The 24604-nt window shown below is 63.2% G+C and carries 19 protein-coding genes; 15 read left to right on the forward strand and 4 right to left on the reverse strand.

Features of this window, described 5'->3' with window-relative positions; all coding sequences use genetic code 11:
* Positions 1-181: 181 nt before the first annotated feature.
* The 4 genes from LRS11_RS11445 to LRS11_RS11460 all read left to right on the forward strand — a co-directional run bounded on the left by LRS11_RS11445 (position 182) and on the right by LRS11_RS11460 (position 3101).
* Positions 182-967, forward strand: coding sequence for a 5'-nucleotidase, lipoprotein e(P4) family (locus LRS11_RS11445; protein WP_260493122.1), 786 nt, complete (start codon positions 182-184; stop codon positions 965-967).
* A gap of 163 nt (positions 968-1130) precedes the next feature.
* On the forward strand, positions 1131-1811 hold the full coding sequence (gene tsaB, locus LRS11_RS11450; protein ID WP_260493123.1) for a tRNA (adenosine(37)-N6)-threonylcarbamoyltransferase complex dimerization subunit type 1 TsaB: 681 nt from the start codon (positions 1131-1133) through the stop codon (positions 1809-1811).
* A gap of 83 nt (positions 1812-1894) precedes the next feature.
* Complete coding sequence (locus tag LRS11_RS11455; protein WP_260493124.1) at positions 1895-2239, forward strand: hypothetical protein; 345 nt, start codon at positions 1895-1897, stop codon at positions 2237-2239.
* 4 nt (positions 2240-2243) lie between these two features.
* Complete coding sequence (locus LRS11_RS11460; protein ID WP_260493125.1) at positions 2244-3101, forward strand: DUF72 domain-containing protein; 858 nt, start codon at positions 2244-2246, stop codon at positions 3099-3101.
* A gap of 31 nt (positions 3102-3132) precedes the next feature.
* Here LRS11_RS11460 and LRS11_RS11465 read toward each other — a convergent pair whose 3' ends face one another.
* Complete coding sequence (locus LRS11_RS11465; RefSeq protein WP_260493126.1) at positions 3133-3927, reverse strand: hypothetical protein; 795 nt, start codon at positions 3925-3927, stop codon at positions 3133-3135.
* A gap of 106 nt (positions 3928-4033) precedes the next feature.
* Between LRS11_RS11465 and LRS11_RS11470 the strand changes: the two genes are divergently transcribed.
* Positions 4034-4813, forward strand: a complete 780-nt coding sequence (locus LRS11_RS11470; RefSeq protein WP_260493127.1) for a class I SAM-dependent methyltransferase — start codon at positions 4034-4036, stop codon at positions 4811-4813.
* Positions 4814-4816: 3 nt separating this feature from the next.
* Here LRS11_RS11470 and LRS11_RS11475 read toward each other — a convergent pair whose 3' ends face one another.
* A complete protein-coding gene (locus LRS11_RS11475) occupies positions 4817-5455 on the reverse strand; it encodes a TetR/AcrR family transcriptional regulator (RefSeq protein WP_260493128.1) in 639 nt (212 codons plus the stop codon).
* A 94-nt stretch (positions 5456-5549) separates the two neighbouring features.
* On the opposite strand from LRS11_RS11475, the gene LRS11_RS11480 reads away from it, so the two are divergent.
* Both LRS11_RS11480 and LRS11_RS11485 read left to right on the forward strand, forming a co-directional pair.
* Positions 5550-6653: an efflux RND transporter periplasmic adaptor subunit gene (locus tag LRS11_RS11480; RefSeq protein WP_260493129.1), complete on the forward strand. Its 1104-nt coding sequence runs from the start codon at positions 5550-5552 to the stop codon at positions 6651-6653.
* Positions 6654-6657: 4 nt separating this feature from the next.
* Entirely contained in the window at positions 6658-9729 is a 3072-nt protein-coding gene (locus LRS11_RS11485; protein WP_260493130.1) for an efflux RND transporter permease subunit, read from the forward strand.
* A 63-nt stretch (positions 9730-9792) separates the two neighbouring features.
* Here LRS11_RS11485 and LRS11_RS11490 read toward each other — a convergent pair whose 3' ends face one another.
* Complete coding sequence (locus LRS11_RS11490) at positions 9793-10470, reverse strand: DUF4197 domain-containing protein (RefSeq protein WP_260493131.1); 678 nt, start codon at positions 10468-10470, stop codon at positions 9793-9795.
* A gap of 221 nt (positions 10471-10691) precedes the next feature.
* Between LRS11_RS11490 and LRS11_RS11495 the strand changes: the two genes are divergently transcribed.
* From LRS11_RS11495 to LRS11_RS11515, 5 genes are all read left to right on the forward strand, one after another.
* The gene (locus tag LRS11_RS11495; protein WP_260493132.1) at positions 10692-11816 is read left to right on the forward strand and encodes a response regulator; all 1125 of its coding nucleotides are present in this window, start codon (positions 10692-10694) and stop codon (positions 11814-11816) included.
* A gap of 89 nt (positions 11817-11905) precedes the next feature.
* Complete coding sequence (locus LRS11_RS11500) at positions 11906-12556, forward strand: diguanylate cyclase domain-containing protein (RefSeq protein WP_260493133.1); 651 nt, start codon at positions 11906-11908, stop codon at positions 12554-12556.
* The gene (locus LRS11_RS11505) at positions 12477-13616 is read left to right on the forward strand and encodes a putative bifunctional diguanylate cyclase/phosphodiesterase (RefSeq protein ID WP_260493134.1); all 1140 of its coding nucleotides are present in this window, start codon (positions 12477-12479) and stop codon (positions 13614-13616) included. The genes LRS11_RS11500 and LRS11_RS11505 overlap by 80 nt, the downstream gene beginning before the upstream one ends.
* 74 nt (positions 13617-13690) lie before the next feature.
* A complete protein-coding gene (locus LRS11_RS11510) occupies positions 13691-18592 on the forward strand; it encodes a PAS domain S-box protein (RefSeq protein WP_409519729.1) in 4902 nt (1633 codons plus the stop codon).
* A 9-nt stretch (positions 18593-18601) separates the two neighbouring features.
* Complete coding sequence (locus LRS11_RS11515) at positions 18602-19552, forward strand: diguanylate cyclase (RefSeq protein ID WP_260493136.1); 951 nt, start codon at positions 18602-18604, stop codon at positions 19550-19552.
* 1 nt (position 19553) lies between these two features.
* Here the strand turns inward: LRS11_RS11515 and plsB are convergent, their stop codons facing one another.
* The gene (gene plsB / locus LRS11_RS11520; protein WP_260493137.1) at positions 19554-22040 is read right to left on the reverse strand and encodes a glycerol-3-phosphate 1-O-acyltransferase PlsB; all 2487 of its coding nucleotides are present in this window, start codon (positions 22038-22040) and stop codon (positions 19554-19556) included.
* 250 nt (positions 22041-22290) lie between these two features.
* Here plsB and LRS11_RS11525 point away from each other — a divergent pair, with 250 nt between their 5' ends.
* From LRS11_RS11525 to LRS11_RS11535, 3 genes are all read left to right on the forward strand, one after another.
* Positions 22291-22752: a YMGG-like glycine zipper-containing protein gene (locus LRS11_RS11525; protein WP_260493138.1), complete on the forward strand. Its 462-nt coding sequence runs from the start codon at positions 22291-22293 to the stop codon at positions 22750-22752.
* A 197-nt stretch (positions 22753-22949) separates the two neighbouring features.
* Positions 22950-23873: an ABC transporter ATP-binding protein gene (locus tag LRS11_RS11530; RefSeq protein WP_260493139.1), complete on the forward strand. Its 924-nt coding sequence runs from the start codon at positions 22950-22952 to the stop codon at positions 23871-23873.
* Positions 23870-24604 carry an ABC transporter permease gene (locus tag LRS11_RS11535; RefSeq protein WP_260493140.1) on the forward strand — a complete coding sequence of 245 codons (735 nt, stop codon included), beginning with the start codon at positions 23870-23872 and terminating at the stop codon, positions 24602-24604. Before LRS11_RS11530 ends, LRS11_RS11535 begins: the two co-directional genes overlap by 4 nt.

The raw sequence follows: 24604 nt of genomic DNA on the forward strand, positions 1-24604 counted from the left end.
TTCAACCAACGGCCCGCTTATGCGGGCCGTTGTCGTTTCTGCGGTTGGCGCGCTGTAGCCGTTGAGCGTCGTTCACAGAACAGTAACCTTGCTCTTCTAGGCTAGCATCGGTGACTGGTCTAGACCATTGCGAGGTGGTCGTAGGCTTTAGGTCTTAACCCTATAAAGGAAGAGCGCGTCTATGACCGAGAAAACTGCAAAGAGTGCTATCTGGCTGGGCCTTGCGGTATCGCTGTTGGCTATTCCCACAGCTTTTGCCGATACCCCGGCCAAGCCCAAGGCGGATTGCGCTGTCGCCGAGTTCACCATGGGGCTGCGTTTCCAGCAGCAATCGGCGGAAGTCAAGGCCCTGCAGCTGCAGGCCTACAATATTGCGACGCTGAAACTGGATGCGGCAGTGGCCGCGGCGAAAGATCCGTCCAAGCTGGCCATCGTTACCGACCTGGATGAAACCGTCATCGATAACAGCGCCCTGTTGGCGCGGGACCTGGCCAACTGCCACACCTATGACGCCTGGGATACTTGGTTGCCCTGGGAGCGTGACGGCACTCCGGCGCTGATCCCCGGTGCCAAGCAGTTCCTGCAGCATGCCGACAGCCTGGGCGTGACCATCCGCTATATCTCGGACCGTGCCGACGAGCAGAAGCAATACACCCTGGCCACCCTGAGCAAGCTCGGCCTGCCCCAGGTGTCGGCGGACAGTGTTCTGCTGCTGGGGCCGCCCAAGGTCGAGCGGCGCGCCATCGTCAGCGCCGATCATCAGATCGTGCTGTTGCTGGGCGATACGCTGCATGACTTCGATGCACGTTTCCGTAAGACACCGCTGGCCGATCAGCGCGCCACCGTGGCCGCCGAAGCGGGCAAATGGGGTGCCGAGTGGATCGTCTTCCCCAATGCGAGTTATGGCACTTGGGCCAAGGCGCCCTTGCAGGCCTGGGACGCAAAGACCGTCATCGAGGCCTGGTAAGCGACTCTGTACTGCGGACGCAGCGGGTCGGTTCCGGCCCGCTGCGTGCCAGCCGTCCGGCGGATTGCTGGGCGTGGCAGGCGCGAGCGCCAGTGATTGCGCTGGAAAAAAGAGCCTCGAGCCGTTCTAATGCCGGTCCCATTTCGTCACCGTTTCGAATGCAATGACCACTCTCCTGGCCCTGGATACCGCCACCGAAGCCTGTTCCGTTGCCCTGCTGCATGACGGCAAGGTGCTCAGTCACTACGAGGTGATCCCGCGCCTGCACGCCCAGCGCCTGCTGCCGATGATCCAGACCCTGCTGGGCGAGGCGGGCGTCGAACTGACGGCAGTTGATGCCATCGCTTTCGGCCGTGGTCCGGGGGCGTTCACCGGTATCCGTATCGCCATCGGTGTGGTTCAGGGCCTGGCTTTCGCCCTGGATCGCCCGGTATTGCCGGTGTCCAACCTGGCGGTGCTGGCCCAGCGCGCGTTGCGCGAGCACGGCGCGCAGCAGGTCGCGGCGGCCATCGATGCGCGTATGGATGAGGTGTACTGGGGTTGCTACCGCGCCGAGCAGGGCGAGATGCGCTTGCAGGGCGTCGAAGCCGTGCTGCCGCCGGAGCAGGCCAGCCTGCCGCGGGGCGCTGCGGGTGACTGGTTTGCTGCTGGCACCGGCTGGGGCACCTACGGCGCACGCATCGCCGTGCAGCCCAGCGGCCAGGATGGCGGCATGCTGCCGCACGCCGAGGATCTGCTGCAGCTGGCCGGCTTTGCCTGGGCCCGTGGCGAAGGCCTGCCGGCCGACCAGGCGCAACCGGTCTATCTGCGCGATAAGGTCGCTACGCCCAAGGCGGCTCCCTGACCTTCTGTCCGCCCGCTGAGCGTAGAATTGCCAAGGGCCCGCGGCGCCGCTAAATTGCCAGCACGTATACCGAGCAGTAACTGATGCGTATCGACGGCTTCACTTCCTCTTATTCGCTGGATCGCACGCCCCGTCCGGGCAGTGCGGTCACGCCGCTGCGCGAAAGCCAGCGCGAGGTCGAGGAACGCCGCGAGCAGCCGGTCAGTCCAGTCAGCAGCCAGGGCTTCGAGCAGACGCCACAGCCGCGTCGGGTGCAGCCGGGCACTGCCAGCAGCGACAGCCTGCCGGCGCGTAGCCAGGACGTGCTGAGCCAGCAACGTCCGCTGAACGCCAAGGCCAACCAGGCGCTGGCCGCCTATGGCAGCACGGCCAGTTTCACCAGCGAGAGCGACGCGACGGAAGTCCTCGGCCTCGATCTGTACGCCTGACTGCGTGCTGCCTTACTTTCTCGGCTGCCCGTCCTGGAGCGAGCCGGCCTGGCGCGATTCCCTCTATCCCGATAGCGCCCGCAGTGCCGATTTCCTGCCGCTGTATGCCCGTCTGTTCAATGCCGTGGAAGGCAACACCACTTTCTACGCCCGGCCTTCGCCACAGACCGTGGCGCGCTGGGCCGAGCTGATGCCGGCGGACTTTCGCTTCTGTGCCAAGCTGCCGCGCACTATCAGCCACACCGCCGATCTGCGCGAGCAGCTGGCGGCTGCCGAAGACTTCCTGCGTTTGCTTGCACCACTGGGCGAGCGCTGTGCGCCACTCTGGTTGCAGTTGCCGGCCAGCTTCGGCCCGGCGCGCCTGGGCGAGCTGCAGTATTTCGTCGCAGAGTTGGGGCGCAACCTGGCGGTGGAAGTGCGCCATCCGGCGTTCTTTGCCAAGGGTGAGGAGGAGCGGGCGCTCAACCGGCTGCTGCGCGATCTGCAGGTGGAACGCATTTGCCTGGATTCGCGGGCGCTGTTCAGCTGTCAGTCCGGTGATCCGGCCGTATTGCATGCGCAGGCAAAGAAGCCGCGCCTGCCGCCACGGCCGACCGCGTTCACCCAGCACCCACAGCTGCGCTTTATCGGCCATCCCGAGCTGGCGGCGAACGATGTGTTCATGGCGCCCTGGCTGGACAAGGTGGCGGGCTGGATCGAGCAGGGGCTGCAGCCCCATGTCTTCCTGCATACCCCGGACAACTTGCGGGCGCCGCATCTGGCGCTGCGTTTTCACCAGCAACTGAGCGAGCGTTTGCCGGGGCTGCCGGCTTTGGCATTCCCCGAGCTGCAGGCGCAGGAGTTGCAGTTGGGGTTGCTTTAGCGAGTTTTTTGCAAAGCCCCAGGTACTGGGTTTAGTTGTGCGCCAATAGCAGGTCGGCGGCTTGGCCACGGCGGCCATCGGTGAAGTCGAAACTGCCGAGCTGGGCGATGCTGTCGTACTGGCCCAGGGCCTGTTTGACGTCGCGGGCCTGCAGCTGGATGGCACTGACCCCGGCTTCACCCAGGCTCATCTGCTGCTGGCGACCCTGGGCGTTGAAACGCAGCAGGCTCAGGCGCTCGAAGATGGCATCCCGGGCATCGATGCGACCGTCGCGGTTGTCGTCGTGCTTGGCCAGTTCGGCAAAGCCGTTGGCCGCGCCGTTCTGGTCACCGAACAGCTCGCGGCCATCATCGATGCGGCCATTGCCATTGCGATCCAGGGCGAGCAGGGCGTCGTCGCCGCTCGGTGCGCTGATGCGGTCGCTGCGCCCATCGGCATCCAGGTCGAAGCGCACCGGGTCTTGCAGGCCGCGGGTGGTGAAGCCGTTACTGGCCATGTCGAGCACCAGTGGATCGGTTTGCTGCGGCTGAGGATTGGCCGTGACGTTGAGTTGCAGTTCGCGCTGCTCCAGCACCTGCTGGAAGCTGGCGGCCTGGGCGCTGGCGTCAGCCATGGCACTGCTGGTAGTGCTGTCCGGGCGGCGTGCCTGGTTGATTTCGGCTGCTGCGGTTTCGGGCGCGGGTACGTCATCCTTGGGCATCAGGGTACGACGCAGGATCTGGTAATCCAGCGAGTCGCGCAGGCCCGCGTCGAGGTTGTCTTCCAGGTCGCTGCTGTGCGAAGACCGGGCGGCGGCACTGTGCGGGGCGGAAAGGGCATCAAACATGATCAACTCGATGCGGCTGCTAGCGACCGCGTCTGGCAAAATAGGGCGTTATGCCTGTATCGGCCGGAAATCGGCTTGATTGAACATTTTTTGAGCATATTTCCTGATGAGTGACGAGCGGCATATAGCCAGAATTCGCGTCGAAGCCCTGGCTCCAGGCCATGCGGCGGCTGCCGCGCAGTGGGCGCAGCGTCTGGCCTTGCCCCTGGATGGCGAGGCGGAGTTCGCCCTGCAACTGGGCGCCGAGGGTTTGCAGCTGGCCGAGCTGGGACCACAGGCGCCGGGGCCGGTGCGGGTGGATTTCGTCGAGGGCGCGGTGGCGCACCGGCGGCTGTTTGGTGGCGGCAGCGGGCAGATGATTGCCAAGGCGGTCGGCGTGCAGTCCGGGGTACGTCCGGTGGTGCTGGATGCCACGGCGGGGCTGGGGCGCGATGCCTTCGTGCTGGCCAGTCTGGGTTGCCAGATGACCCTGATCGAGCGCCAGCCGATCATCGCCGCCTTGCTCGAAGATGGTCTGGAACGCGCCCTGCAGGATGCCGAGGTGGCGCCGATTGCCAGGCACATGCGTCTGCTCTGCGGCAACGCCATCGATCTGATGAGTCAGTGGCAGGGCGAACCGCCGCAGGTGATCTACCTCGACCCGATGTTTCCCCATCGCGACAAGAGCGCGCTGGTGAAGAAGGAGATGCGTCTGTTCCGCCCGCTGGTGGGCGATGACATGGATGCCCCGGCGCTGCTCGAGGCCGCGCTGGCCCTGGCCAGCCACCGGGTGGTGGTCAAGCGCCCGCGCAAGGCGCCGATCATCGAGGGCGGCAAGCCGAGCTATGCGCTGGAGGGCAAGTCCAGCCGCTACGATATCTATCCGAAGAAGGCGCTGAAAACCTGATTTTCAGGGGCGATAGGCACGCACAAACAGCTTTACCACTTCCTGCACATGCTCGTCGGCCGCCAGGCCGCTGGGCGGTTCGCAGCAGCCGATCAGGCGGCGGAAGTTGCAGCCGCCTTTGATCAGGCTGAAGAAGTGCTCCGCGGCGCGCTGCGGATGCTCCACGCGCAACTGACCGTTGGCGTTGGCCTGTTCCAGCAGATGCTCCATGGCCAGCAGCATGCGCTGCGGGCCGGCGTCGTAGAACAGCTGGGCCATCTGCGGGTTCTGCACGGCCTGGGTCATCACCAGGCGCATCATCGCGACCGACTCTTCACTGTTGATCAGGCTGTTGAAGCCGCGGCCGATGGCCAGCAGCACGGTGTCGATGGCGGTGTCGCTGCGCAGCTCGAAATAGGGGGTGGGCAACTGCTCCTCGCACTGGGATTCCACCGCGCAGGCGAACAGCGTCTCCTTGTCGGTGAAGTGGCTGTACACCGTGAGCTTGGACACGCCGGCCTCGGCGGCAATGGCATCCATGCTGCTACCTTCATAACCGTTGCGCATGAACAGGCGCTTGGCGGCCTCGAGAATGGCCAGTCGCTTGGCAGGATCCTTGGGCCGTCCCGGGCCACCGGAGGGCGGTAACAGTTTGTTGGACATTTCGCGTTTTAATACTGGACTGGTGAGTTTGCTATTTTTACTATACCGCTCAGTATAAGTATTCCAAGCATTTCTTTGCGAAAGGTCACTCATCATGTTTCGCCATGCCTTGTCCGTCGCTGTGCCCGTAAGCCTGATCGCCCTGCTGGTTGCCTGCGGCAACGGCGAAACCGTTGAAGCGCCGGTACGCCCGGCCATGGTGGTGCAGCCGCAGCCGGCGGGTGACGCCATGGAAACCTATCCAGGCGAGGTGCGGGCGCGCTTCGAACCGGAGTTGGCCTTCCGCATCGGCGGCAAGATCAGCAAGCGTCTGGTGGATGCCGGTGCGCGGGTGAAGAAGGATCAGCCGCTGGCCGAGCTCGACCCCGAGGACGTCAAGCTGCAGCTGGAGGCCGCCCGTGCCCAGGTTGCGGCAGCAGAGGCCAACCTCAAACTGGTGCGCACCGAGCGTGATCGCTACCAGACCCTGCTGGCGCGTGGGCTGATCAGCCAGTCGCAGTACGACAACGTGGAAAACCAGTACCGCGCCGGTGAAGCGCGGGTCAAACAGATCAAGGCCGAGTTCAACGTGGCCAACAACCAGGCCGGCTACTCGGTACTGCGCGCCTCCCAGGACGGCGTGGTGGCGCGGCGCCTGGCCGAGGTCGGGCAGGTGGTTGCCGCCGGGCAGACGGTATTCACCCTGGCGGCCGATGGTGAGCGCGAAGTGCTGATCAGCGTCCCGGAACATGCCTTCGAGCGTTTCCGCATTGGCCAGGACGTCAGCGTCGAGCTGTGGTCGCAGCCGGGCAAGCGTTTCCCCGGACGCATCCGCGAGCTGTCGCCGGCCGCCGACGCGCAGTCGCGCACCTTCGCCGCGCGCGTGGCCTTTGCCGGCGGGGCGATGAAAGCAGAGCTGGGGCAAAGCGCCCGCGTGGCGATCAAGGCCGAGGGCGAGGTGCCGCTGTCGGTGCCGATGTCGGCGCTCAGCGCGGAGAAGGATGTGCCCTTCGTCTGGGTGGTCGATCCCAAGGAATCCAAGGTGGTCCGTACCCTGGTACGCATCGGCCGCTATGGCCAGGAGCGCGTATCGGTGCTGGAAGGCCTGAAGGAGGGCGACTGGGTGGTCGCCGCCGGCGTGCAGATGCTGCGTGACGGGCAGAAGGTCAAGCCGGTGGATCGCGACAATCGCACCGTCAAGCTGATCGCCGGGGAGTAAGCGCATGTCCTTCAACCTCTCCGAATGGGCGCTGCGCAATCGTGCCGTGGTGCTCTATCTGATGCTGGTGATCGCCGTGGTCGGCGCGCTGTCCTACACCAAGCTGGGGCAGAGTGAAGACCCGCCCTTTACCTTCAAGGCCATGGTCATCCGCACCGACTGGCCGGGCGCCACCGCCGAGCAGGTCTCGCGGCAGATCACTGAGCGCATCGAAAAGAAGGTCATGGAGACCGGCGATTACCAGATGGTCATGTCCTACTCGCGTCCCGGCGAGTCGGTGGTGACCTTCATGGCCCGCGACAATATCGTGTCGAAGAATATTCCCGAGCTCTGGTACCAGATCCGCAAGAAGGTTGGCGATATCCGCTACACCTTGCCAGCGGATATCCGCGGGCCGTTCTTCAACGACGAATTCGGCACCACCTTCGGCAACATCTATGCACTGACTGGCGAAGGTTTCGACTACGCCGTGCTCAAGGACTACGCCGACCGCCTGCAGCTGCAACTGCAGCGGGTCAAGGACGTGGGCAAGGTCGAGCTGCTCGGCCTGCAGGACGAGAAGATCTGGATCGAGCTGTCCAACGTCAAGTTGGCCACTCTCGGCCTGCCCCTGGCGGCTGTGCAGCAGGCGCTGGAAGAGCAGAACGCGGTAGCTTCCTCGGGTTTCTTCGAAGCCAGTACGGACCGTATTCAATTGCGGGTTTCCGGCAGCTTCGAGACGGTCGACGAGATCCGCAATTTTCCCATGCGTATCGGTGACCGCACCTTCCGCATCGGCGACGTGGCTGAGGTGTTTCGCGGTTTCAATGACCCACCCGCACCCCGCATGCGTTTCATGGACGAAAGCGCCATCGGCCTGGCCGTGTCGATGAAGGCCGGCGGCGACATCCTGGTGCTCGGCGAGGCTCTCGAACACGAGTTCGCCCGCCTGCAGCAGACCCTGCCGGTCGGCATGGAGCTGCGCAAGGTCTCCGACCAGCCGGCGGCGGTGAAGACCGGGGTTGGCGAGTTCGTCCAGGTGCTGGTTGAAGCACTGATCATCGTCCTGCTGGTGAGCTTCTTCTCCCTGGGGCTGCGTACCGGTCTGGTGGTCGCCCTGTCGATCCCGCTGGTGCTGGCGATGACCTTCGCCGCCATGTACTACTTCGGCATCGGCCTGCACAAGATTTCTCTCGGCGCCCTGGTGCTGGCCCTCGGCCTGCTGGTGGATGACGCGATCATTGCCGTGGAGATGATGGCGATCAAGATGGAGCAGGGCTACGACCGGCTCAAGGCAGCCAGCTTCGCCTGGACCAGCACGGCCTTCCCGATGCTCACCGGCACCCTGATCACCGCTGCCGGCTTCCTGCCGATCGCCACCGCGCAATCCGGTACCGGCGAGTACACCCGCTCGATCTTCCAGGTGGTGGCTATTGCCCTGATCGTGTCCTGGATCGCCGCCGTAGTGTTCGTGCCGTACCTGGGCGACCGGCTGCTGCCGGACCTGGCCAAGCTGCATGCGAAGAAGCATGGCGGCAGTGCCAGCGGTCACGATCCCTACTCGACCACCTTCTATCAGACGGTGCGCGAAATGGTGGAGTGGTGCGTACGCCGCCGGCGCACGGTAATCCTGGTGACCATCGGCCTGTTCGTTGCCTCGGTGCTGCTGTTCCGCTTCATTCCGCAGCAGTTCTTCCCGGCATCCGGGCGTCTGGAGCTGATGGTCGACCTCAAACTCACCGAGGGCTCGTCGCTCAAGGCCACCGAGGAACAGGTCAAACGCCTGGAGGCCAAGCTCAAGAATCAGAAGGGCGTCGACAACTACGTGGCCTATGTCGGCACCGGTTCGCCGCGCTTCTACTTGCCGCTGGACCAGCAACTGCCGGCGACTCGTTTCGCCCAGGTGGTGGTGCTGGCCAAGTCGATCGAGGATCGCGAGGCGCTGCGCACCTGGTTGATCGAGGTGCTCAATGAAGAGTTTCCCACCGTGCGCAGCCGTGTCTCGCGCCTGGAGAACGGCCCGCCAGTAGGCTTCCCGATCCAGTTCCGCGTCTCCGGCGAGCATATCGACGAAGTCCGTGCGATTGCCCGTCAGGTCGCCGACAAGGTGCGCGAGAACAGCCATGTGTCCAACGTGCACCTGAACTGGGAAGAGCCGAGCAAGGTGGTCTATCTCAACATCGACCAGGAGCGTGCCCGTGCCCTGGGCGTGAGCACCGCCGATGTTTCGCGCTTCCTGCAGAGTTCGCTGTCCGGCTCCAGCGTAAGCCAGTTCCGCGAAGGCAACGAGCTGATCGAGATCCTCCTGCGCGGCACCGTGCGTGAACGTCAGGAGCTGGAGCTGCTGCCGAGCCTGGCGGTGCCGATCAGCAACGGCAAGAGCGTGGCCTTGTCGCAGATCGCCACCCTGGAGTACGGCTTCGAGGAAGGTGTGATCTGGCACCGCGACCGCCTGCCGACCGTCACCGTGCTCGGCGACATCTACGGCGGCGAGCAGCCGGCCGGTCTGGTCAAACAGATCATGCCGACCCTGCAGCCGATCCGCGATGCGCTGCCCAGCGGCTACCTGCTGGAAGTCGGCGGCACGGTCGAGGACTCGGCGCGCGGCCAGCAGTCGGTGAATGCCGGTATTCCGCTGTTCATCCTGGTGGTGATGACCCTGCTGGTGTTGCAGTTGAAGAGCATCTCGCGCTCGGTGATGGTGTTCCTCACCGCGCCGCTCGGGCTGATCGGCGTGACCCTGTTCCTGCTGGTGTTCCAGCAGCCGTTCGGCTTCGTCGCCATGCTCGGCACCATCGCCCTGTCGGGGATGATCATGCGTAACTCGGTGATCCTCATCGACCAGATCGAGCAGGACATCGCCGCCGGCCAGGACCGCTGGCACGCCATCATCGAGGCCACGGTGCGGCGCTTCCGGCCGATCGTGCTGACCGCCCTGGCGGCGGTGCTGGCGATGATCCCGCTGTCGCGCAGCGTGTTCTTCGGGCCGATGGCGGTGGCCATCATGGGCGGCCTGATCGTTGCCACGGCGCTGACCCTGCTGTTCCTACCGGCACTCTATGCGGCCTGGTTCAAGGTCAAGGAAGTCGAGGCATAATCAGCACCGCGCATACAAAAAAAGCCCGGCTAATTGCCGGGCTTTTTGTTGAGGCTTAAACGATCAGAGCGCGCCAAACACCTTCTTCGCCAGGCTGGTAGCGGCGCCGGCCGGGTTTTCGCGCAGGCTGGCTTCCTGCTCGGCGATCATCTTGAACAGGCCGTCCAGCGCCTGTTCGGTGACATAGTTCTCGACGTTGGCGCTTTTCGCATCGACCACCCCAAAGGCAGCGGCCTGACCGGCGAAGGCGTTGTACTGCTGGGCCACGCCAACCTTGTCGGTGGCCTGCTTGACGATCGGCAGGAACTTGCTGCGGATCTGTGCGCGGCTGGTCTTGTTCAGGTATTGGGTCGCCGCGTCGTCGCCACCGGCGAGGATGCCCTTGGCATCGGTCACGGTCATCTTCTTCACGGCATCCAGTAGCAGGGCCTGGGCTTGCGGTACGGCCGCTTCGGCCGCCTTGTTCATGCTGGCTTCCAGTTCATCGACCTGGGCGCCCATGCCCATCATCTTCATGGTCTGCGCGGCTTTGCCCAGCTTGCCGGGCAGTTCGATGCGCACGTCCTCGTTGTTACTGAAGCCGCCGGGCTTGCCCAGTTGCTTGACGGCGATCTGCGCGCCCTGGGTCAGGGCATCCTTGAGGCCGCTGCTGGCATCGGTCTGGCTGAGGTCGGCGAGGGACAGGGCGAAGGCGTTGGCGCTGAGCAGCAGGCCGGCGGCCAGGGCGGAGAGGCGGAGCATGGGAAGATCCTTGATGTGACTGGGAATGCAGTGAGCTTAACGGAGTGCGGCGGGGGGAACCAAACCCGCTGTAGCGGCATGGTGAAGCGCAGGCCTCGCTGCTCGCGGGCTTATTGGCTGCATATTTCATTGATGGTGAGCAACGACGGCTATTCTGAGTTTCTCTAGGATTGAACAGTGTGACCAGGGCAGGTTGAGCGGCGGAGCTCAGAGGGGGGCGAATGCGTGTGCTGATACTGGATGACGACCCATGGATAGCCGACTTGTTGAAGCAAATCGTGCTAAGTGTGCGTCCCTCGGCCCAGGTTGACTGCTTTGGCGAGGTGCAGAGTGCTTTCGCGGCCTGGCAACAGACCCGTTATCAGCTGGTGCTGGCGGACTGGAATTTGCCGGATGCCAGCGGCGTCAGCCTGCTGCAGCAGGTGCGCGAGCAGGATCGGGAAGTTCCGCTGGTGATGATCACCGGGCGTTCCGATCGGCAAAGTGTCATGACGGTGAGGCCGCTGGGGATCAGTGCGTTCATTACCAAACCCTTCGAGGTGCCGCGTGTCGCGCAGTGCATCGAGCAGTTGCTGCCAGCCGACGGCAACCCGCGCGTGTCTCCCGACATCCAGGAGGACTTTGCCAGCCACCTTGCTGGCCTGGCGGCCAGCGCGCTGGACCTGCCTTTGCTCGCACAGGTGAAGGAGAAGCTTCAGCTGGGTTATCGCGGCGAACAGCTGGATTTTCGCCAGTTGGCCGACGACTGGCAGCATGACCCGGCCTTGTGCGCGCACCTGCTCGCTGCCGCCAACAGTGCTACCTATGCGGGCGCGGGGCAGCAGTGCACCAGTCTGAGCGATGCACTCAAACGCCTGGGCGCGCGGACCAGCATCAACCTGGCAATAGGCTTTGCCCTCAAACAGTCCAACACGCAAAGCAACCTGATGCTCTCGGTGCTGGTGCAGTCCCATCTGGAAGCGTCTCAACGCCTGGCTGAGCGGGTGGTTGCCCTGGCCCAGCAAGTGGGCCAGGAGCCGGCGCCCCTGCACACGGCAGCCTTGCTACATCGCATCGGCGAGCTGTGCGTGATTTACCAGGCCCAAGAGTGGGAAGACCGTGGCCATAGCGTTAGCGAGAACGTACTGTTGCAGGCCGTCAGCGATTTTGCCGCGCCACTGGCGATAAAACTGAAAGCGCACTGGGCCTTGCCTATGGTTCTGCGTGAGCTGATCGGTGCCGTGTATGCATTGCCGCCCACCCAGGTGCGCCGCGAGCAGGTGCTCATGCGCCTGGCGGCGGCGCTGAACAATGCCGAGCCCGCCGCCAGTGTCGACCGGTTGCAGCGCCTGGCCGGGCTGGCCTGACGATGGTAATGCGCCCGACAGACGCCTCCGGGCGCAAAGCTGGGCTAGGATTTGCGCATAGGTAGAGCACTGACGTCGCGGGGGCACGGATGCGCAGCAAGGCGTTCAATCCAGAGTCGGTCATTCTGATCGTCGAAGACCAACCCATCGATGCGCGGGTGTTGAGCGAAGCTGTGCGCGGTCTGGCCGATATCTACCTGGCTGCCGATGGCCACAGTGCGCTGGAGATGGCCCGCCAGTGCCGGCCGGATGTCGTGCTGCTGGATATCGAAATGCCTGGCATCAACGGTTTCGAGGTGTGCAAGGCACTCAAGGCTGACCCCAAGCTGTGCGATGCCGCAGTGATCTTCGTAACCTCGCATACCCAGCAAGACAACGAACTGCGTGCGCTTGAGCATGGCGGCATCGATTTTATTCAGAAACCACTCAATGTCGCTGTGGCCAGGGCCCACGTGAAGGCCCACATCGCCTTGCGCAAAGAGGCGAAAAAGCTCGCCAACCACGATGCCCTGACCGGCCTGCCGAACCGCACACTGCTGCAGGATCGCACAGAGCAGGCCTTGCAGAAGGCCCGGCGCAGTCATGGCCGGGTGGCGATGCTGCTGCTCGATCTGGATAACTTCAAGGGCATCAACGACTCGGTCGGCCACTCGATCGGCGATGCGCTGCTCAGGGAAGTCGCCGAGCGCCTGGCACAATCGTCGCGGGCGGTGGACACGGTCAGCCGCCAGGGGGGGTGACGAGTTCATCATCCTGTTGCCCGAGGTGAGCGGCTTCGATGCGGTAGGCGACTTTGCCGAACGCTTGCTGGCAACCATCGGCGTGCCATTTTCCTTCCAGGCCAGTCGCTATGACCTGTCGGCCAGTATCGGCATCAGCGTATTTCCTGACGACAGCGAGGATGTCGAATCGCTTTACCGCCATGCGGATGCGGCCATGTACCAGGCCAAGCTCGATGGGCGCAATCGCTGCCGTTTCTTCTCCGCGGAAATCGAAAGCAGTACCCGCGGCCGCCATCTGCTCGAGCAGCACTTGCGCAGCGCCCTGGAGCGCGGCGTGTTTGAAGTGTTCTATCAGGCCAAGGTTGACGTCGAGCGCGGCATTGTCATCGGCATGGAGACTCTGGTGCGCTGGCGCAACGGCGCCGGGGAATTGATCTCCCCGGCCGATTTCATTCCGTTGGCCGAGGAGACCGGTCTGATCATCCCGATTGGCAAATATGTACTGCTGCAGGCTTGCCAGGATGCGCAGACGCTCAACCTGCAGGGGCAGAGCATTGCCGTCAGCGTCAATATTTCCGCCGTGCAGTTTCGCGAGGAGTCATTCCTGCCGATGGTCAAAGGCATTCTGCTTGAGTCTGGGCTACCGCCGGAGTTGCTGGAGTTGGAAATTACCGAAGGGGTGCTGGCCAGGGATGTCGATAACACCCGTGATTCCCTGCTGGAACTCAAACGGATGGGTGTGCGCGTGGCAATCGATGATTTTGGTACGGGCTACTCAAGCCTGGCCTACCTCAAGCGCTTTCCTATTGATGTACTGAAAATCGACCAGAGCTTTGTGCGTGACATGCTCACCGACCGTAGCGATTCGGCGATCATCGAGGCCATCGTAAAGCTTGGTCAGGCGCTGGGCCTTGAATTGGTGGCCGAGGGGGTCGAGACCCAGGAACAAGCCAATGCGCTGCACGCTAATGGTTGCACGGTGATGCAGGGATATTTGTACTCTCGACCCATTCCGTTCGAGCAATTGTGCGAATTTCTCCGCAGCGGGCTGGGGGCGTTCGCCAAGCCGTCTGGTTAGCAAACAGGGTGGTAAGCGCCCCCAGAGGGCCTCAGCTGTCGGGTGCAGGATAGAGTTCACGAGTTTCCATTCAGGTGTCAGTGCGAGTGAATAAATCTTTCAGCGTTTTAGCGGGCAGTCGGGTTGCTTTGCTCACCTTGCTACTGGGGTTGTTATTAAGTGCGCTGGCTGCATTTTTCCTGGCGCAGCACAACCAGCGCGAATCCATGGCTGCCGTGAGTGCCGCTGCCGAGCAGGTGGCCGATGCCGTGGTGCGACGGTTGACCCTGTATCAGTACGGCTTGCGAGGTGCCCGGGGCTCTATTGTCATCGCCAGTGATAGCGAAAGCGGCATCAGTCGTGCCAAGTTCCAGCGTTACAGCCAGACCCGTGATATTGCGACAGAGTTTCCGGGAGCCCGCGGTTTCGGCTTTATTCGCCGGGTTAAGCCGGCGGACGAGGCGAGCTTTCTGGCCCAGGCACGCGCCGACGGCAAGGCCGACTTTGCCATTCGCCAGCTGACCCCGCATGAGGGTGAGCGCTATGTGATCCAGTACCTGGAGCCGATGGCGCCCAACCTGGCGGCCATCGGCCTGGATATTGCGTCGGAAGCCAACCGGCGGGAAGCCGCGCTGGCGGCGCTGCAATCCGGCGAGGTACGCCTGACCGGGCCGATTACCCTGGTACAGGCTGTGGGCAAACCACTGCAGTCCTTCCTGATCCTGATGCCGATCTACCAAAGTGCGCAGACACCAGCCACGCAGGCCGAGCGTGAGGCTACTGCCATCGGCTGGAGTTATGCGCCACTGCTGACCGAAGAGGTATTGGTCGGTCTGCTGCCTAACTCAGATGCCAGCCATGTGAGCTTGAGTGATATCACCGCGACAGGTTCGGCTGCGCCCTTCTACAGCAGCGAAGAGCCGGAGTCCGGCGAGGACGAGGAGGTTTCAGCACAGGTCGAGCGCTCAGTGTTCGGTCGGCGCTGGCAGATCGAGTTTTCCGCCCATCACCCGTTCATCCGCGCGCTTAACCAGTCCTCGCCACGCCTGCTGCTAATCGGCGGGGGGCTGTTCTCGCTATTGCTGGCCTCGCTGGTTGGCCTGTTCAGTGTCAGTCGTCAGCGCCAACGCCTGGTGGTGGCCGAGCAAGCCAAACTGGCGGCGATTGTCGAGAGTTCGGCGGATGGCATCATCGGTAAGACGTTGGAGGGAGTGGTTACCAGTTGGAACCAGGGCGCCGAGCAGTTGTTTGGTTACCGCGCCGAAGAGGCCCTGGGACGACGGCTGGCCGAGCTGGTGGTGCCGGCGGAGCGGCACTCTGAAGAGGTAGATATTCTGGCGCGCCTGACACGTGGCGAGCGCGTGATGAGTTTCGATACCCAGCGACTGCACAAGGATGGTCATACCCTTGCGGTGTCGGTCACCGTATCGCCGATTCTAAATGGTCAAGGGCAAGTGGTTGGTGCCTCCAAGACGGTTCGCGACATTTCGGCGCAAAAGGCCGCGGAGGCGCAGATTCGGGCGCTCAACAACAGCCTGGAAGATCAGGTGGTAGCGCGCACCCGCGAACTGGATGAGCTTAATGTGTTGCTTGGCAGCGTGCTGCGCGCCGCGTCCGAGGTGTCCATTATTGCCTCTGACGCTGAGGGCATCATCCGCGTGTTCAATAGCGGTGCCGAGCATCTGCTGGGCTATAGCGCTGACGAATTGCTGGGTCGCAGTACACCGGCTGTGCTGCATGTGCCAGAGGAAGTGGCGGCCCGCGGCCGCGAGTTGAGCGAGGAGTATGCGCAGCCGGTAGAAGGTTTTCGCGTGTTCGTGCACAAACCGGAACTTGAGGGTTCTGAAACCCGTGAGTGGACCTATGTGCGTAAGGATGGCACGCAGTTCCCGGTGTCGCTGGTGGTAACCGCCATGCGTGATGACGATGGCATGGTCAGCGGTTACCTGGGCATCGCCGTGGATATCACCGAGCGTAAGGCTGCCGAGCAGGAGTTGGCTGCTAGTGTGGCAACCATGCGGGCGATCCTGCGCACTGCGGTGAATCCGGTGATCACCCTCGATGTGGCGGGTAACGTGCTGTCGTTCAACCCCGCGGGTGAGGCCTTGTTTGGTTATACCCGTGAAGAGCTGTTTGGCCAGCCGCTATACCAGTTGACTGCCGAAGAGTCGCGCGACGAGCTGGCGGGCTACCTTGCGACCATTAACGAGAGCTCAGCACCAGGCAGCGGCAGTAGCAAGGAGCTGACTGGCCTGCGCCAGGATGGCACGGTCTTCCCTATGCAGATGTCGATTGGGGCGATGGCGAGCGCGGCGCAAGCTCAGTTCGTCTGCATCATCACCGATATTTCCGAGCTGCAGCGCCAGCGTAGTGAGCTGACCACGGTACGCGATCAGTTGTTGATGGCTGCAGACGTGGCCGAGTTGGGCATTTGGAGCTGGAACCTGGCTGACAACGCGTTGCAGTGGAATGAGCGCATGTACGAAATGTACGGTCAGCCATTAAGCCTGCGTGACGAAGGGCTGGAGTACCAGCACTGGTACTCGCGGGTGCATCCGGAAGATGTCGAGGCGGCGGCAAGCAATCTGCAGGCTGCCGTGGAGGGGCGCGGGATCTACGATGCGGTGTTCCGTGTGGTGCGCCCCGATGGCAGTTGCTGCATCGTCCAGGCGGGCGCGCAGATAGAACGAGATAGCCAAGGCGTGGCTCTGCGGGTGACCGGGATCAACCGCGATATCACCTCCCAGCGCACCCTGGAGGCCAGCCTGCGACATGCCAAGGAGGAGGCCGATGCGGCCAGCGCGGCGAAGTCGTCCTTCCTGGCCAACATGAGCCATGAGATTCGCACGCCGATGAATGCGGTGCTGGGCATGCTGCGGCTGGTGCAGAACACGGAGTTGAATGCGCGTCAGTTTGACTATGTGAGCAAGGCCGAATCCGCAGGCAAAGCCTTGTTGGGGCTGCTCAACGACATTCTCGACTACTCCAAGATCGAGGCGGGAAAGATGCGTCTCGACCTGCATCCGTTTGAGCTTGAAGCGCTGATGCGTGAGCTGGCCACCATCCTCGGTGGTAATCAGGGCGACAAGGATGTCGAGGTGATCTTTGATCTGGATACCGACCTGCCAGCTACCCTGCTTGGCGACAGCCTGCGTCTGCAGCAGGTACTGATCAACCTGGCGGGCAATGCCCTCAAATTCACTCAGCATGGCCAGGTGGTGGTGCGGGTCGAGCAGGTACGGCGCGATGCCGACCAGGTGCGTCTGCGCATTGAAGTGGCCGACAGTGGCATCGGTATCAGCTCCGAGCAGCTGACGCAGATTTTTCAGGGCTTTACCCAGGCCGAAGCATCGACCACTCGCCGCTACGGCGGTACCGGACTTGGGTTGGTGATTTCCAAGCGCATGGTGCAGCTGATGGGAGGGGAGTTGCAGGTAGCCAGTGTGCTGGGGGAGGGCAGTCGTTTCTGGTTCGAAATCGATCTTAGCGTGGTAGCGGCCCCCGAGTTGCGCGAGGAATACAGCGTGATTGGGCGCGATCTGCGCCTGCTAATTGTCGATGACAATCCGGTTGCAGGGGATCTGTTGCAGCACACCATACTGGATCTGGGCTGGCAGGCTGATTTGGTCAGAAGCGGTCTTGAGGCAATCGAGCGGGTCAAACAACTAGCGGATGGCCGCGGTTACGATGTAATCCTGATGGACTGGCGCATGCCCGATATGGATGGCCTGAGCGCCGCAAAGTTGTTACGCCAGCAAGGTCCGGTCGAGCATTTACCGCTGGTTATCATGATCACTGCCTACGGCCATGAGGTGCTGGCAGATGCTTGTCAGGAAGGCAATGCCCCGTTTTCCGGTTTCCTGACCAAGCCCGTTACCCCCCGGCTGTTGAGCGAGACGATACAAGCCTGCCTGGCTGGCAAGCTGGTATTGCCGGGAGGGCAAACGCAGCAGCCTGCAGCTAACACGCTACAGCCTCTGCTGGGCCTGCGCTTGTTAGTGGTTGAGGATAATGTCCTGAACCGGCAGGTGGCGTCTGAGCTGTTGCAAGGCGAGGGGGCCTTGATCGAAGTGGCCGAGGGTGGCCTGCAAGGCGTACGCATGGCCACTGCCACGCCAGATGCCTTCGACCTGGTGTTGATGGATATCCAGATGCCCGACATCGATGGCTTCGAGGCGACCCGGCGCATCCGGGCCTTGCCGGGTTTTGCCCAACTGCCGATCGTAGCCATGACCGCCAATGCCTCGCAGGCCGACAAAGAGGCGTGTCGGGCCAGCGGCATGAATGATCATGTGGCCAAACCCATTGATCTGGAAAAACTGATTGCGGTGGTGCTGGCTCAGGTGGGGCGTGCGCTGCCACCGGTTGAGGCTGTCGCGATGCCAGTGTCCGAAGATGTTGGTCTGCTGGAACCGACCCATACCATCCTGGCGCGCTTTGGCGGCAACCTGCAGTTGATTTGCAGCGTGCTGGCCAACTTTGGGCCGCAGTTGCACGCCCAACTCGACAAGCTGCGCAGTCTTACAGGCTTTGGTGATGTAGCCGCGAGCGGTGCCGTGTTGCATGCCCTCAAGGGCAGCGCCAGTACCATGGGCGCCCGTGCTTTGGCGGCGCGCGCCGCGGAGCTGGAGCAGCTGTGCAGCGCTGAACCACAGCAAGCCGCCGCCCTACTGGCCGACGCAGGGGTTGTCGAAGAGCTCTATCGGTTGCTGGATGCCAGTGTGGCGCTGCTTGGCGAACAGTTCCCAGCTATGGTCAATAGTGTGGCAGCGGAAGTTGTTGCAGAGCTTGATGGCACAAGCCTGAGGGAGTTACTGCGCGAAATCATCAACCTGCTGGACGCAGGTAATCTTGAGGCACTGGGGCGGGTCGATGCGCTGCTGGAGCAAACACCGCATGCGCAGAGGTCGTCCTTTGTATGCTTGTCGGCCCTGGTGCAAAGTCTGGATTTTGCGGAGGCTAGCAAGGCCGCGAAAGGGTTGCTTGAGACCATCTGAGGAGGGTGAATGGAATTTTTGCTGACGCAGTATCCCCGGCGCCCCAGGTTGCTGCTGGTCGACGACCAGCGCATCAATATTCAGGCTTTGTATGCACTGTTTCGCGAGCAGTGCGATGTGTTTATGGCCACCAGTGGCGAGCAGGCGCTGCAACAGTGCCAGAAACAGCTGCCGGATCTGATCCTGCTCGATGTGGTGATGCCCGATATGGATGGCCATGCCGTGTGTCGGCAGCTCAAGGCCGACCCGCTGACTCAGCACATTCCGATTATTTTCATCACTGCGCAGAAAAGCGAAGCCGATGAGGTGAAATGTTTCGAGTTAGGCGCCGTGGACTTCATCAGTAAGCCGATCAACCCCGTGATTGTCCAAGCGCGGGTGCGCACCCAGCTGACCCTGAAGCTGCAGAGTGATCTGCTGCGTACCCAGGCCCTGCTCGATGGCCTGACCGGGGTGGCCAATCGCCGACGCTTCGAGGAAGAACTGCAGAATGATTGGCGCCAGTGCCTGCGCGAGCAGTCAGCGCTGTCGGTGATCCTTCTGGATATTGACCATTTCAAGGCCTACAACGACCACTACGGCCATCAGCGTGGCGATAGCACTCTTCGACAGGTGGCCCAAGCGCTGGCAGCAACCCTGTGCCGCCCCTATGACCTGTTGGCCCGTTATGGCGGTGAGGAGTTCGTCTGTTTGCTACCCGGCACAGGGTTGGCCGGCGCGGTGGCCGTTGCGCAAAAGATGGAAGAGCAGGTGCGCAAACTCGGGCTTGAGCACCAGGGCTCGTCGGTAGCCAAGGTGGTGACCATTTCGCTGGGTGTGGTCAGTCTGGTGCCGGGGGTTGGGATGGACCCGCAGGCCTTGGTGGCCGCCGCGGATGCCCAACTGTACGAGGCCAAACGTGGCGGGCGTGCGCAAGTCAGCTCAAGCGCCGGGTGTGCGCTTGAGCCCGGAAGGGCTTAACTCAGAGCGTTTCGTGCTTGTCGTCTTCACGCTCCAGCGCGACCTGGCGGATCGACAGGCGAATCTCCGCCGGTAGCACGCGCTTGGCCGCGCCCTCGGCCAGCCCATCCAGCTGCGGATGGTGGCTGAGCTTGCCGGCGCTGTCCTGGCGCAGCACGCCTTCGTCGAGCAGGGTCTGGATGAAGTGGCGGAACAGGCTCTTGTCGAAGAACTCCGGAGCATTCAGGCCATGCAGGATCGACAGGCGCTGGGCCATGACCACGCAGAGGTTCTCAAGCTCCTCGGCCGACAGCACGTTCTGCCCGGCGTTGCTCAGCAGGGCGGTGGCCATGTAGAAGCGCTGCAGGGTCTGCACGATGGCGCGAGCGAGCAGGGTGAGCAGGACGAACTGGCGCGAGCTCGGTGCCGGGCGGATGTACACATCGTCTTCCTGGCGCAGCAGGCCCTGCTCGACGAAGGCCGCCAGCCACTGGTCGACCACGCCTTCCAGCTCCTCTCGTGACCAGCGGATGAACAGCTCGGACTGCAAGTACGGGTACAGCGCCGTGGTGTAGCGCAGGATCTGTTCGCGGCTCATCCGCGAGCTGCTCTGGAAGAAGCTTGCCAGCAGCGCCGGCAGGGCGAAGATGTGCAGCACGTTGTTGCGGTAGTAGGTCATCAGGACGGCGTTCTGCTCGTCCAGATAGAAGATCTTGCCCAGCGCATCCTTCTGCTCGGCCAGCAGGTCCATGCTCTGCACGTAGCGGATCAGCGCGGCGCCATCGCCTTCCGGCAGGGTCGCGTGGGGCGAGTAGGGCACCTGGCGCAGCAGCGCCAGGTAGAGGTCGAGCACCCGCACCAGGCTCTTCTCGTCGAGCGCCAGCTTGCTGGTGGAGAGCAGGGCCAGGCCGACCAGGTTGACCGGGTTGACCGCCGCGGCCTCGTTGAGGTGCTGCGCCACGCGCTCGCCGAGGCGGTTGGTGGTGCTGTTCAGCCAGTCTGGGCGGAACTGCGTGCCGTAGTCCTGGCTGCGCCAGTCCGGCTGCTCGGCATCGAGGAACTCAGCTAGCTTGATCGGCTCGCCGAAGTTGACCCAGACGCTGCCGAAGCGCTGTTTGCGGATGGCGCTGATGACCTTGAAGATATCGAAGATCGACTCCTTCTTCTTCGCCGCGCCGCGCAGCTCGCCCAGGTAGGTGCGGCCTTCCAGTACGCGCTCGTAGCCGATGTAGACCGGCACAAACACCACCGGCAGGCGGCTGGAGCGCAGGAAGCTGCGCAGGGTGATGGCCAGCATGCCGGTCTTCGGCTGCAGCATGCGCCCGGTGCGCGAGCGCCCGCCCTCGACGAAGTACTCCACCGGGAAACCGCGGCTGAACAGGGTGTGCAGGTATTCGTTGAACACCGCGGTGTACAGCGGGTTGCCCTTGAAGGTGCGGCGCATGAAGAAGGCGCCACCGCGGCGCAGCAGGCCGCCGATCACCGGCATATTGAGGTTGATCCCGGCGGCGATGTGCGGCGGAGTCAGACCGTTGCGGAACAGCAGGTAGGACAGCAGCAAGTAGTCGATGTGGCTGCGGTGGCAGGGCACATAGATCACCTCATGGCCGTGGGCGACTTCACGCACGGCGTCGATATGGTTGACCTGGATGCCTTCATACAGCTTGTTCCAGAACCAGCTCAGCACCAGTTCGAGGAAGCGGATGGCGGTGTAGGTGTAGTCCGAGGCGATCTCGTTGCCGTAGCGCAGGGCCTGGGCCTCGGCTTTTTCCATGCTGATCTTCTCGCGCTCGACCTCGTCGAGGATCGCCTGGCGTACCTGCGGGCCGTGGATCAGGCCCTTGACCAGGTTGCGTCGGTGCGACACGTCTGGGCCGATTACCGCCGCCTTCTGGTTGCGGAAGTGCACGCGCAGGATGCGTTGGGCCATACGCTGGGTGCGCTGCAGGCCCTTGTCCTGGGCCAGCAGTTCGCGCAGGTGGATCGGCGCGGAGAACTGCACGCGGGTCTTGCGGCCGAGGATCAGGATGCTGACCAGCTTGCGCAGGCGTCCGGTGACCGCCCAGCTGTCGGCGAACAGCAGCTTCCACGGGCTGGTCTCGCGGTCCGGCGACTGGCCCCAGAACACGCTGACCGGAATGATCTGCGCGTCGTCCACCGCGTTGCGGTCGAGGGCGGCCAGGGTGCGCACCAGCGCCGGCGGGGCGCCGCGCTTGTCATGCCCGCCAAACCAGCCCGGCTCGGGGGTCAGATAGAAGAACGCGGCAGGTTCGATCTGCTCGCCGATCGCCACCGGCAGCACCGGGCGCGGCAGGCCGGCCTTGCTGCATTCCGTGTCGACCACTGCCAGGTCGCTCGCCGAAGGCTGCTGCAGCACGTAGAACACTGGCTTGCTACGGTCGAGCTTGAGGGTGAAGGCGGACTGGTTGATGGTTTCCGAGCGCACCCAGAGGTAGAGCACACGGCGTAGGGCACCAAAAACGAGGCGGCGTAAAGGCGAGCGGGTCATACGGACTCTGCGGGGCAATCAAGCGAGCATTTGCTCGGGGGCGCTAGTTTGCCGGATTCGCCGCGCGGCGGCAAAAGCCATCAGTGCTGGCGTGCGCTGGCCAATGGTCGGGATTCGGCCCGGCTGGTGGCCGATTGGGGACTATTCTTCAGGTCTGAGGTGCCCCGCCAATCCTTGTCCGGTCTGCCACTGGACGGGGTGAGTAGGGCCGATCAATGTCGCATCGCAGATGTTATCCGAGGAGGTTGCTATGAAAAGGTTTTCATTGCTTTGTCTGGGCCTTGCCGTGGCGGCAGGGGCTGCCCAGGTCCAGGCCGAAACGGTGGTACCCCTGAACGGCCAGAGTTCCCAGCAGGTCCAGGCGGATATTGACGCCTGCCGCAGTTCGGCCACCACTTCGAGCAGCTCAAGCGGGCCGTCCGGTCAGCGCCTGCGTGGTGCCGCGGTGGGGGCTGCCGCCGGGGCGGCGGGAGCGCAGGTGCGCGGCAACCAGCATGACGAGGTGTACGACCGCGTCGATGACGATGTGAAGCAGGAGTATCGGCAGGATCGGGCCAAGGAAACCGCAGTGGCGGGTATGGTGGTCGGCGGCTCGCGCGAGCGCCGTGATCGCCGGGACGAGCGCCGGGACGACTCGACCAGCACGGGTCAGGTCGATTCGGCGGCCTATACCAGCTGCCTGCAGGGGCGGGGTTATCAGGTCAGCCCCTGACTTTGCTGCGTTTACGTGCAGAAACACTCTGCGCAACTTTCTCTATGACAGGCTGTCTTGCAATAGCCGCGATGGCTTCATATAGTCCGGCGGCATTTTGGCAGCCTGTCTCCGCTGGGTTATCCGGGTGTCGAGATGGGTCCTCATGGGCCCCGTGGTGAGTACGGCTGGGCCCTTACCGAAAATGGTGAGAGACCATGATCGAGATAAAAAATCTAACTAAACGTTTTGCCGGACATACGGCCGTCGATAACCTCTCGTTCAACGTCCAGCAGGGGGAAGTGCTGGGCTTTCTCGGCCCTAACGGGGCCGGTAAATCCACCACCATGAAGATGTTGACCGGGTTCCTCGCGCCGACTTCCGGCACGGCGAGCATTCTCGGCTACGACATTCAGCGCCAGACCCTCAAGGCCCAGCAGCAGATCGGCTACCTGCCGGAAGGCGCGCCCTGCTATGGCGACATGACGGTGCGGGGCTTCCTCGAATTCATCGCCGAAGTGCGTGGTTTCCGTGGCGCCGAGAAGCGCGAGCGGGTCAGCCGCGCGGTTGGCCAGGTGGAGTTGGACAAGGTCCTCGGCCAGTCCATCGACACCCTGTCCAAGGGCTTCAAGCGCCGCGTCGGCCTGGCTCAGGCGATCCTGCATGATCCCAAGGTGCTGATTCTCGACGAGCCCACCGACGGCCTCGACCCCAATCAGAAGCACCAGGTGCGCGGGCTGATCCAGAGCCTGGCTCACGACAAAATCGTCATCATCTCCACCCATATCCTCGAAGAAGTCAGCGCCGTGTGTACCCGCGCCGTGGTGATCGCCTCCGGCAAGCTGGTTGCCGATGGCACGCCGCTGGAGCTGGAAAGCCGCTCGCGTTACCACCAGGCCGTCACCCTGGTCAGCAGCAGCGAGCTGGACCAGGCCGCGCTGGCGGCCCTGCCGGGCGTGGCCGGGGTCGAGGAAAACCGTCTGGAGCGCAGCCTCACCGTGCTGGCCCAGGCGGGCCAGGTGATCTTCCCGCAGGTCAACGCGTTGATTCACCAGCGTGGCTGGCTGGTCGAGGAACTGGACGTGGAGCGCGGTCGCCTCGATGAAGTGTTCCGTACCCTGACGCGCGGAGAAGCGGCATGAAACAGCTACCGGTAGTCTTCAAACGCGAGCTGGCCAGCTACTTTGCCACGCCGCTGGCGTACGTGTTTATCCTGATCTTCCTGGTGTTGTCCGGGGTCTTCACCTTCTATATGGGTGGTTTCTACGAGGGCGGCCAGGCCGATCTCAAGGCCTTCTTCAGCTTCCACCCCTGGCTCTACCTGTTCCTGGTGCCGGCTTTGGCCATGCGCTTGTGGGCCGAAGAGCGCAAGTCCGGCTCCATCGAGCTGCTGATGACCCTGCCGATCACCCGCTTCGACGCGGTCACTGGCAAGTTCCTCGCCGCCTGGGTGTTCGCCGGCATTGCCCTGCTGCTGACCTTCCCGATGATCATCACGGTCAACTACCTGGGTGAGCCGGACAACGGCGCGATCATCACCGCCTACCTGGGCAGCTGGCTGCTGGCCGGCTCCTACCTGGCCATCGGCTCGTGCATGTCGGCCCTGGCCAAGAATCAGGTGATCGCCTTCATCCTGGCGGTCAGCGCCTGCTTCCTGTTCATCGTCAGCGGTTTCCCCATGGTGCTGGATGCCTTTACCGGCTGGGCGCCGCAGTGGTTGCTGGATGCCGTGGCCTCGCTGAGCTTCCTGACCCGTTTCGATGCGATCAGCAAGGGCGTGATCGACCTGCGCGACCTGCTCTATTTCATCACCCTGATGGCCGCCTGGCTTGCCGCCACCGCCGTCGTGGTCGATCTGAAGAAGGCTGACTGA

The sequence above is a fragment of the Pseudomonas sp. J452 genome, assembly GCF_024666525.1.
Classification (GTDB): Bacteria; Pseudomonadota; Gammaproteobacteria; order Pseudomonadales; family Pseudomonadaceae; genus Aquipseudomonas.

Excerpts from the sequence above, each read along its gene's own strand:
- LRS11_RS11505 (WP_260493134.1), top strand. The coding sequence starts at position 12,477 with ATGCGCTGCTCAGGGAAGTCGCCGAGCGCCTGGCACAATCGTCGCGGG.
- LRS11_RS11500 (WP_260493133.1), top strand. The coding sequence starts at position 11,906 with ATGCGCAGCAAGGCGTTCAATCCAGAGTCGGTCATTCTGATCGTCGAA.
- LRS11_RS11455 (WP_260493124.1), top strand. The coding sequence starts at position 1,895 with ATGCGTATCGACGGCTTCACTTCCTCTTATTCGCTGGATCGCACGCCC.
- tsaB (WP_260493123.1), top strand. The coding sequence starts at position 1,131 with ATGACCACTCTCCTGGCCCTGGATACCGCCACCGAAGCCTGTTCCGTT.
- LRS11_RS11485 (WP_260493130.1), top strand. The coding sequence starts at position 6,658 with ATGTCCTTCAACCTCTCCGAATGGGCGCTGCGCAATCGTGCCGTGGTG.
- LRS11_RS11525 (WP_260493138.1), top strand. The coding sequence starts at position 22,291 with ATGAAAAGGTTTTCATTGCTTTGTCTGGGCCTTGCCGTGGCGGCAGGG.
- LRS11_RS11445 (WP_260493122.1), top strand. The coding sequence starts at position 182 with ATGACCGAGAAAACTGCAAAGAGTGCTATCTGGCTGGGCCTTGCGGTA.
- LRS11_RS11535 (WP_260493140.1), top strand. The coding sequence starts at position 23,870 with ATGAAACAGCTACCGGTAGTCTTCAAACGCGAGCTGGCCAGCTACTTT.
- LRS11_RS11515 (WP_260493136.1), top strand. The coding sequence starts at position 18,602 with ATGGAATTTTTGCTGACGCAGTATCCCCGGCGCCCCAGGTTGCTGCTG.
- LRS11_RS11465 (WP_260493126.1), bottom strand. The coding sequence starts at position 3,927 with ATGTTTGATGCCCTTTCCGCCCCGCACAGTGCCGCCGCCCGGTCTTCG.
- LRS11_RS11480 (WP_260493129.1), top strand. The coding sequence starts at position 5,550 with ATGTTTCGCCATGCCTTGTCCGTCGCTGTGCCCGTAAGCCTGATCGCC.
- LRS11_RS11490 (WP_260493131.1), bottom strand. The coding sequence starts at position 10,470 with ATGCTCCGCCTCTCCGCCCTGGCCGCCGGCCTGCTGCTCAGCGCCAAC.
- LRS11_RS11470 (WP_260493127.1), top strand. The coding sequence starts at position 4,034 with ATGAGTGACGAGCGGCATATAGCCAGAATTCGCGTCGAAGCCCTGGCT.
- LRS11_RS11495 (WP_260493132.1), top strand. The coding sequence starts at position 10,692 with ATGCGTGTGCTGATACTGGATGACGACCCATGGATAGCCGACTTGTTG.
- LRS11_RS11475 (WP_260493128.1), bottom strand. The coding sequence starts at position 5,455 with ATGTCCAACAAACTGTTACCGCCCTCCGGTGGCCCGGGACGGCCCAAG.
- LRS11_RS11530 (WP_260493139.1), top strand. The coding sequence starts at position 22,950 with ATGATCGAGATAAAAAATCTAACTAAACGTTTTGCCGGACATACGGCC.
- plsB (WP_260493137.1), bottom strand. The coding sequence starts at position 22,040 with ATGACCCGCTCGCCTTTACGCCGCCTCGTTTTTGGTGCCCTACGCCGT.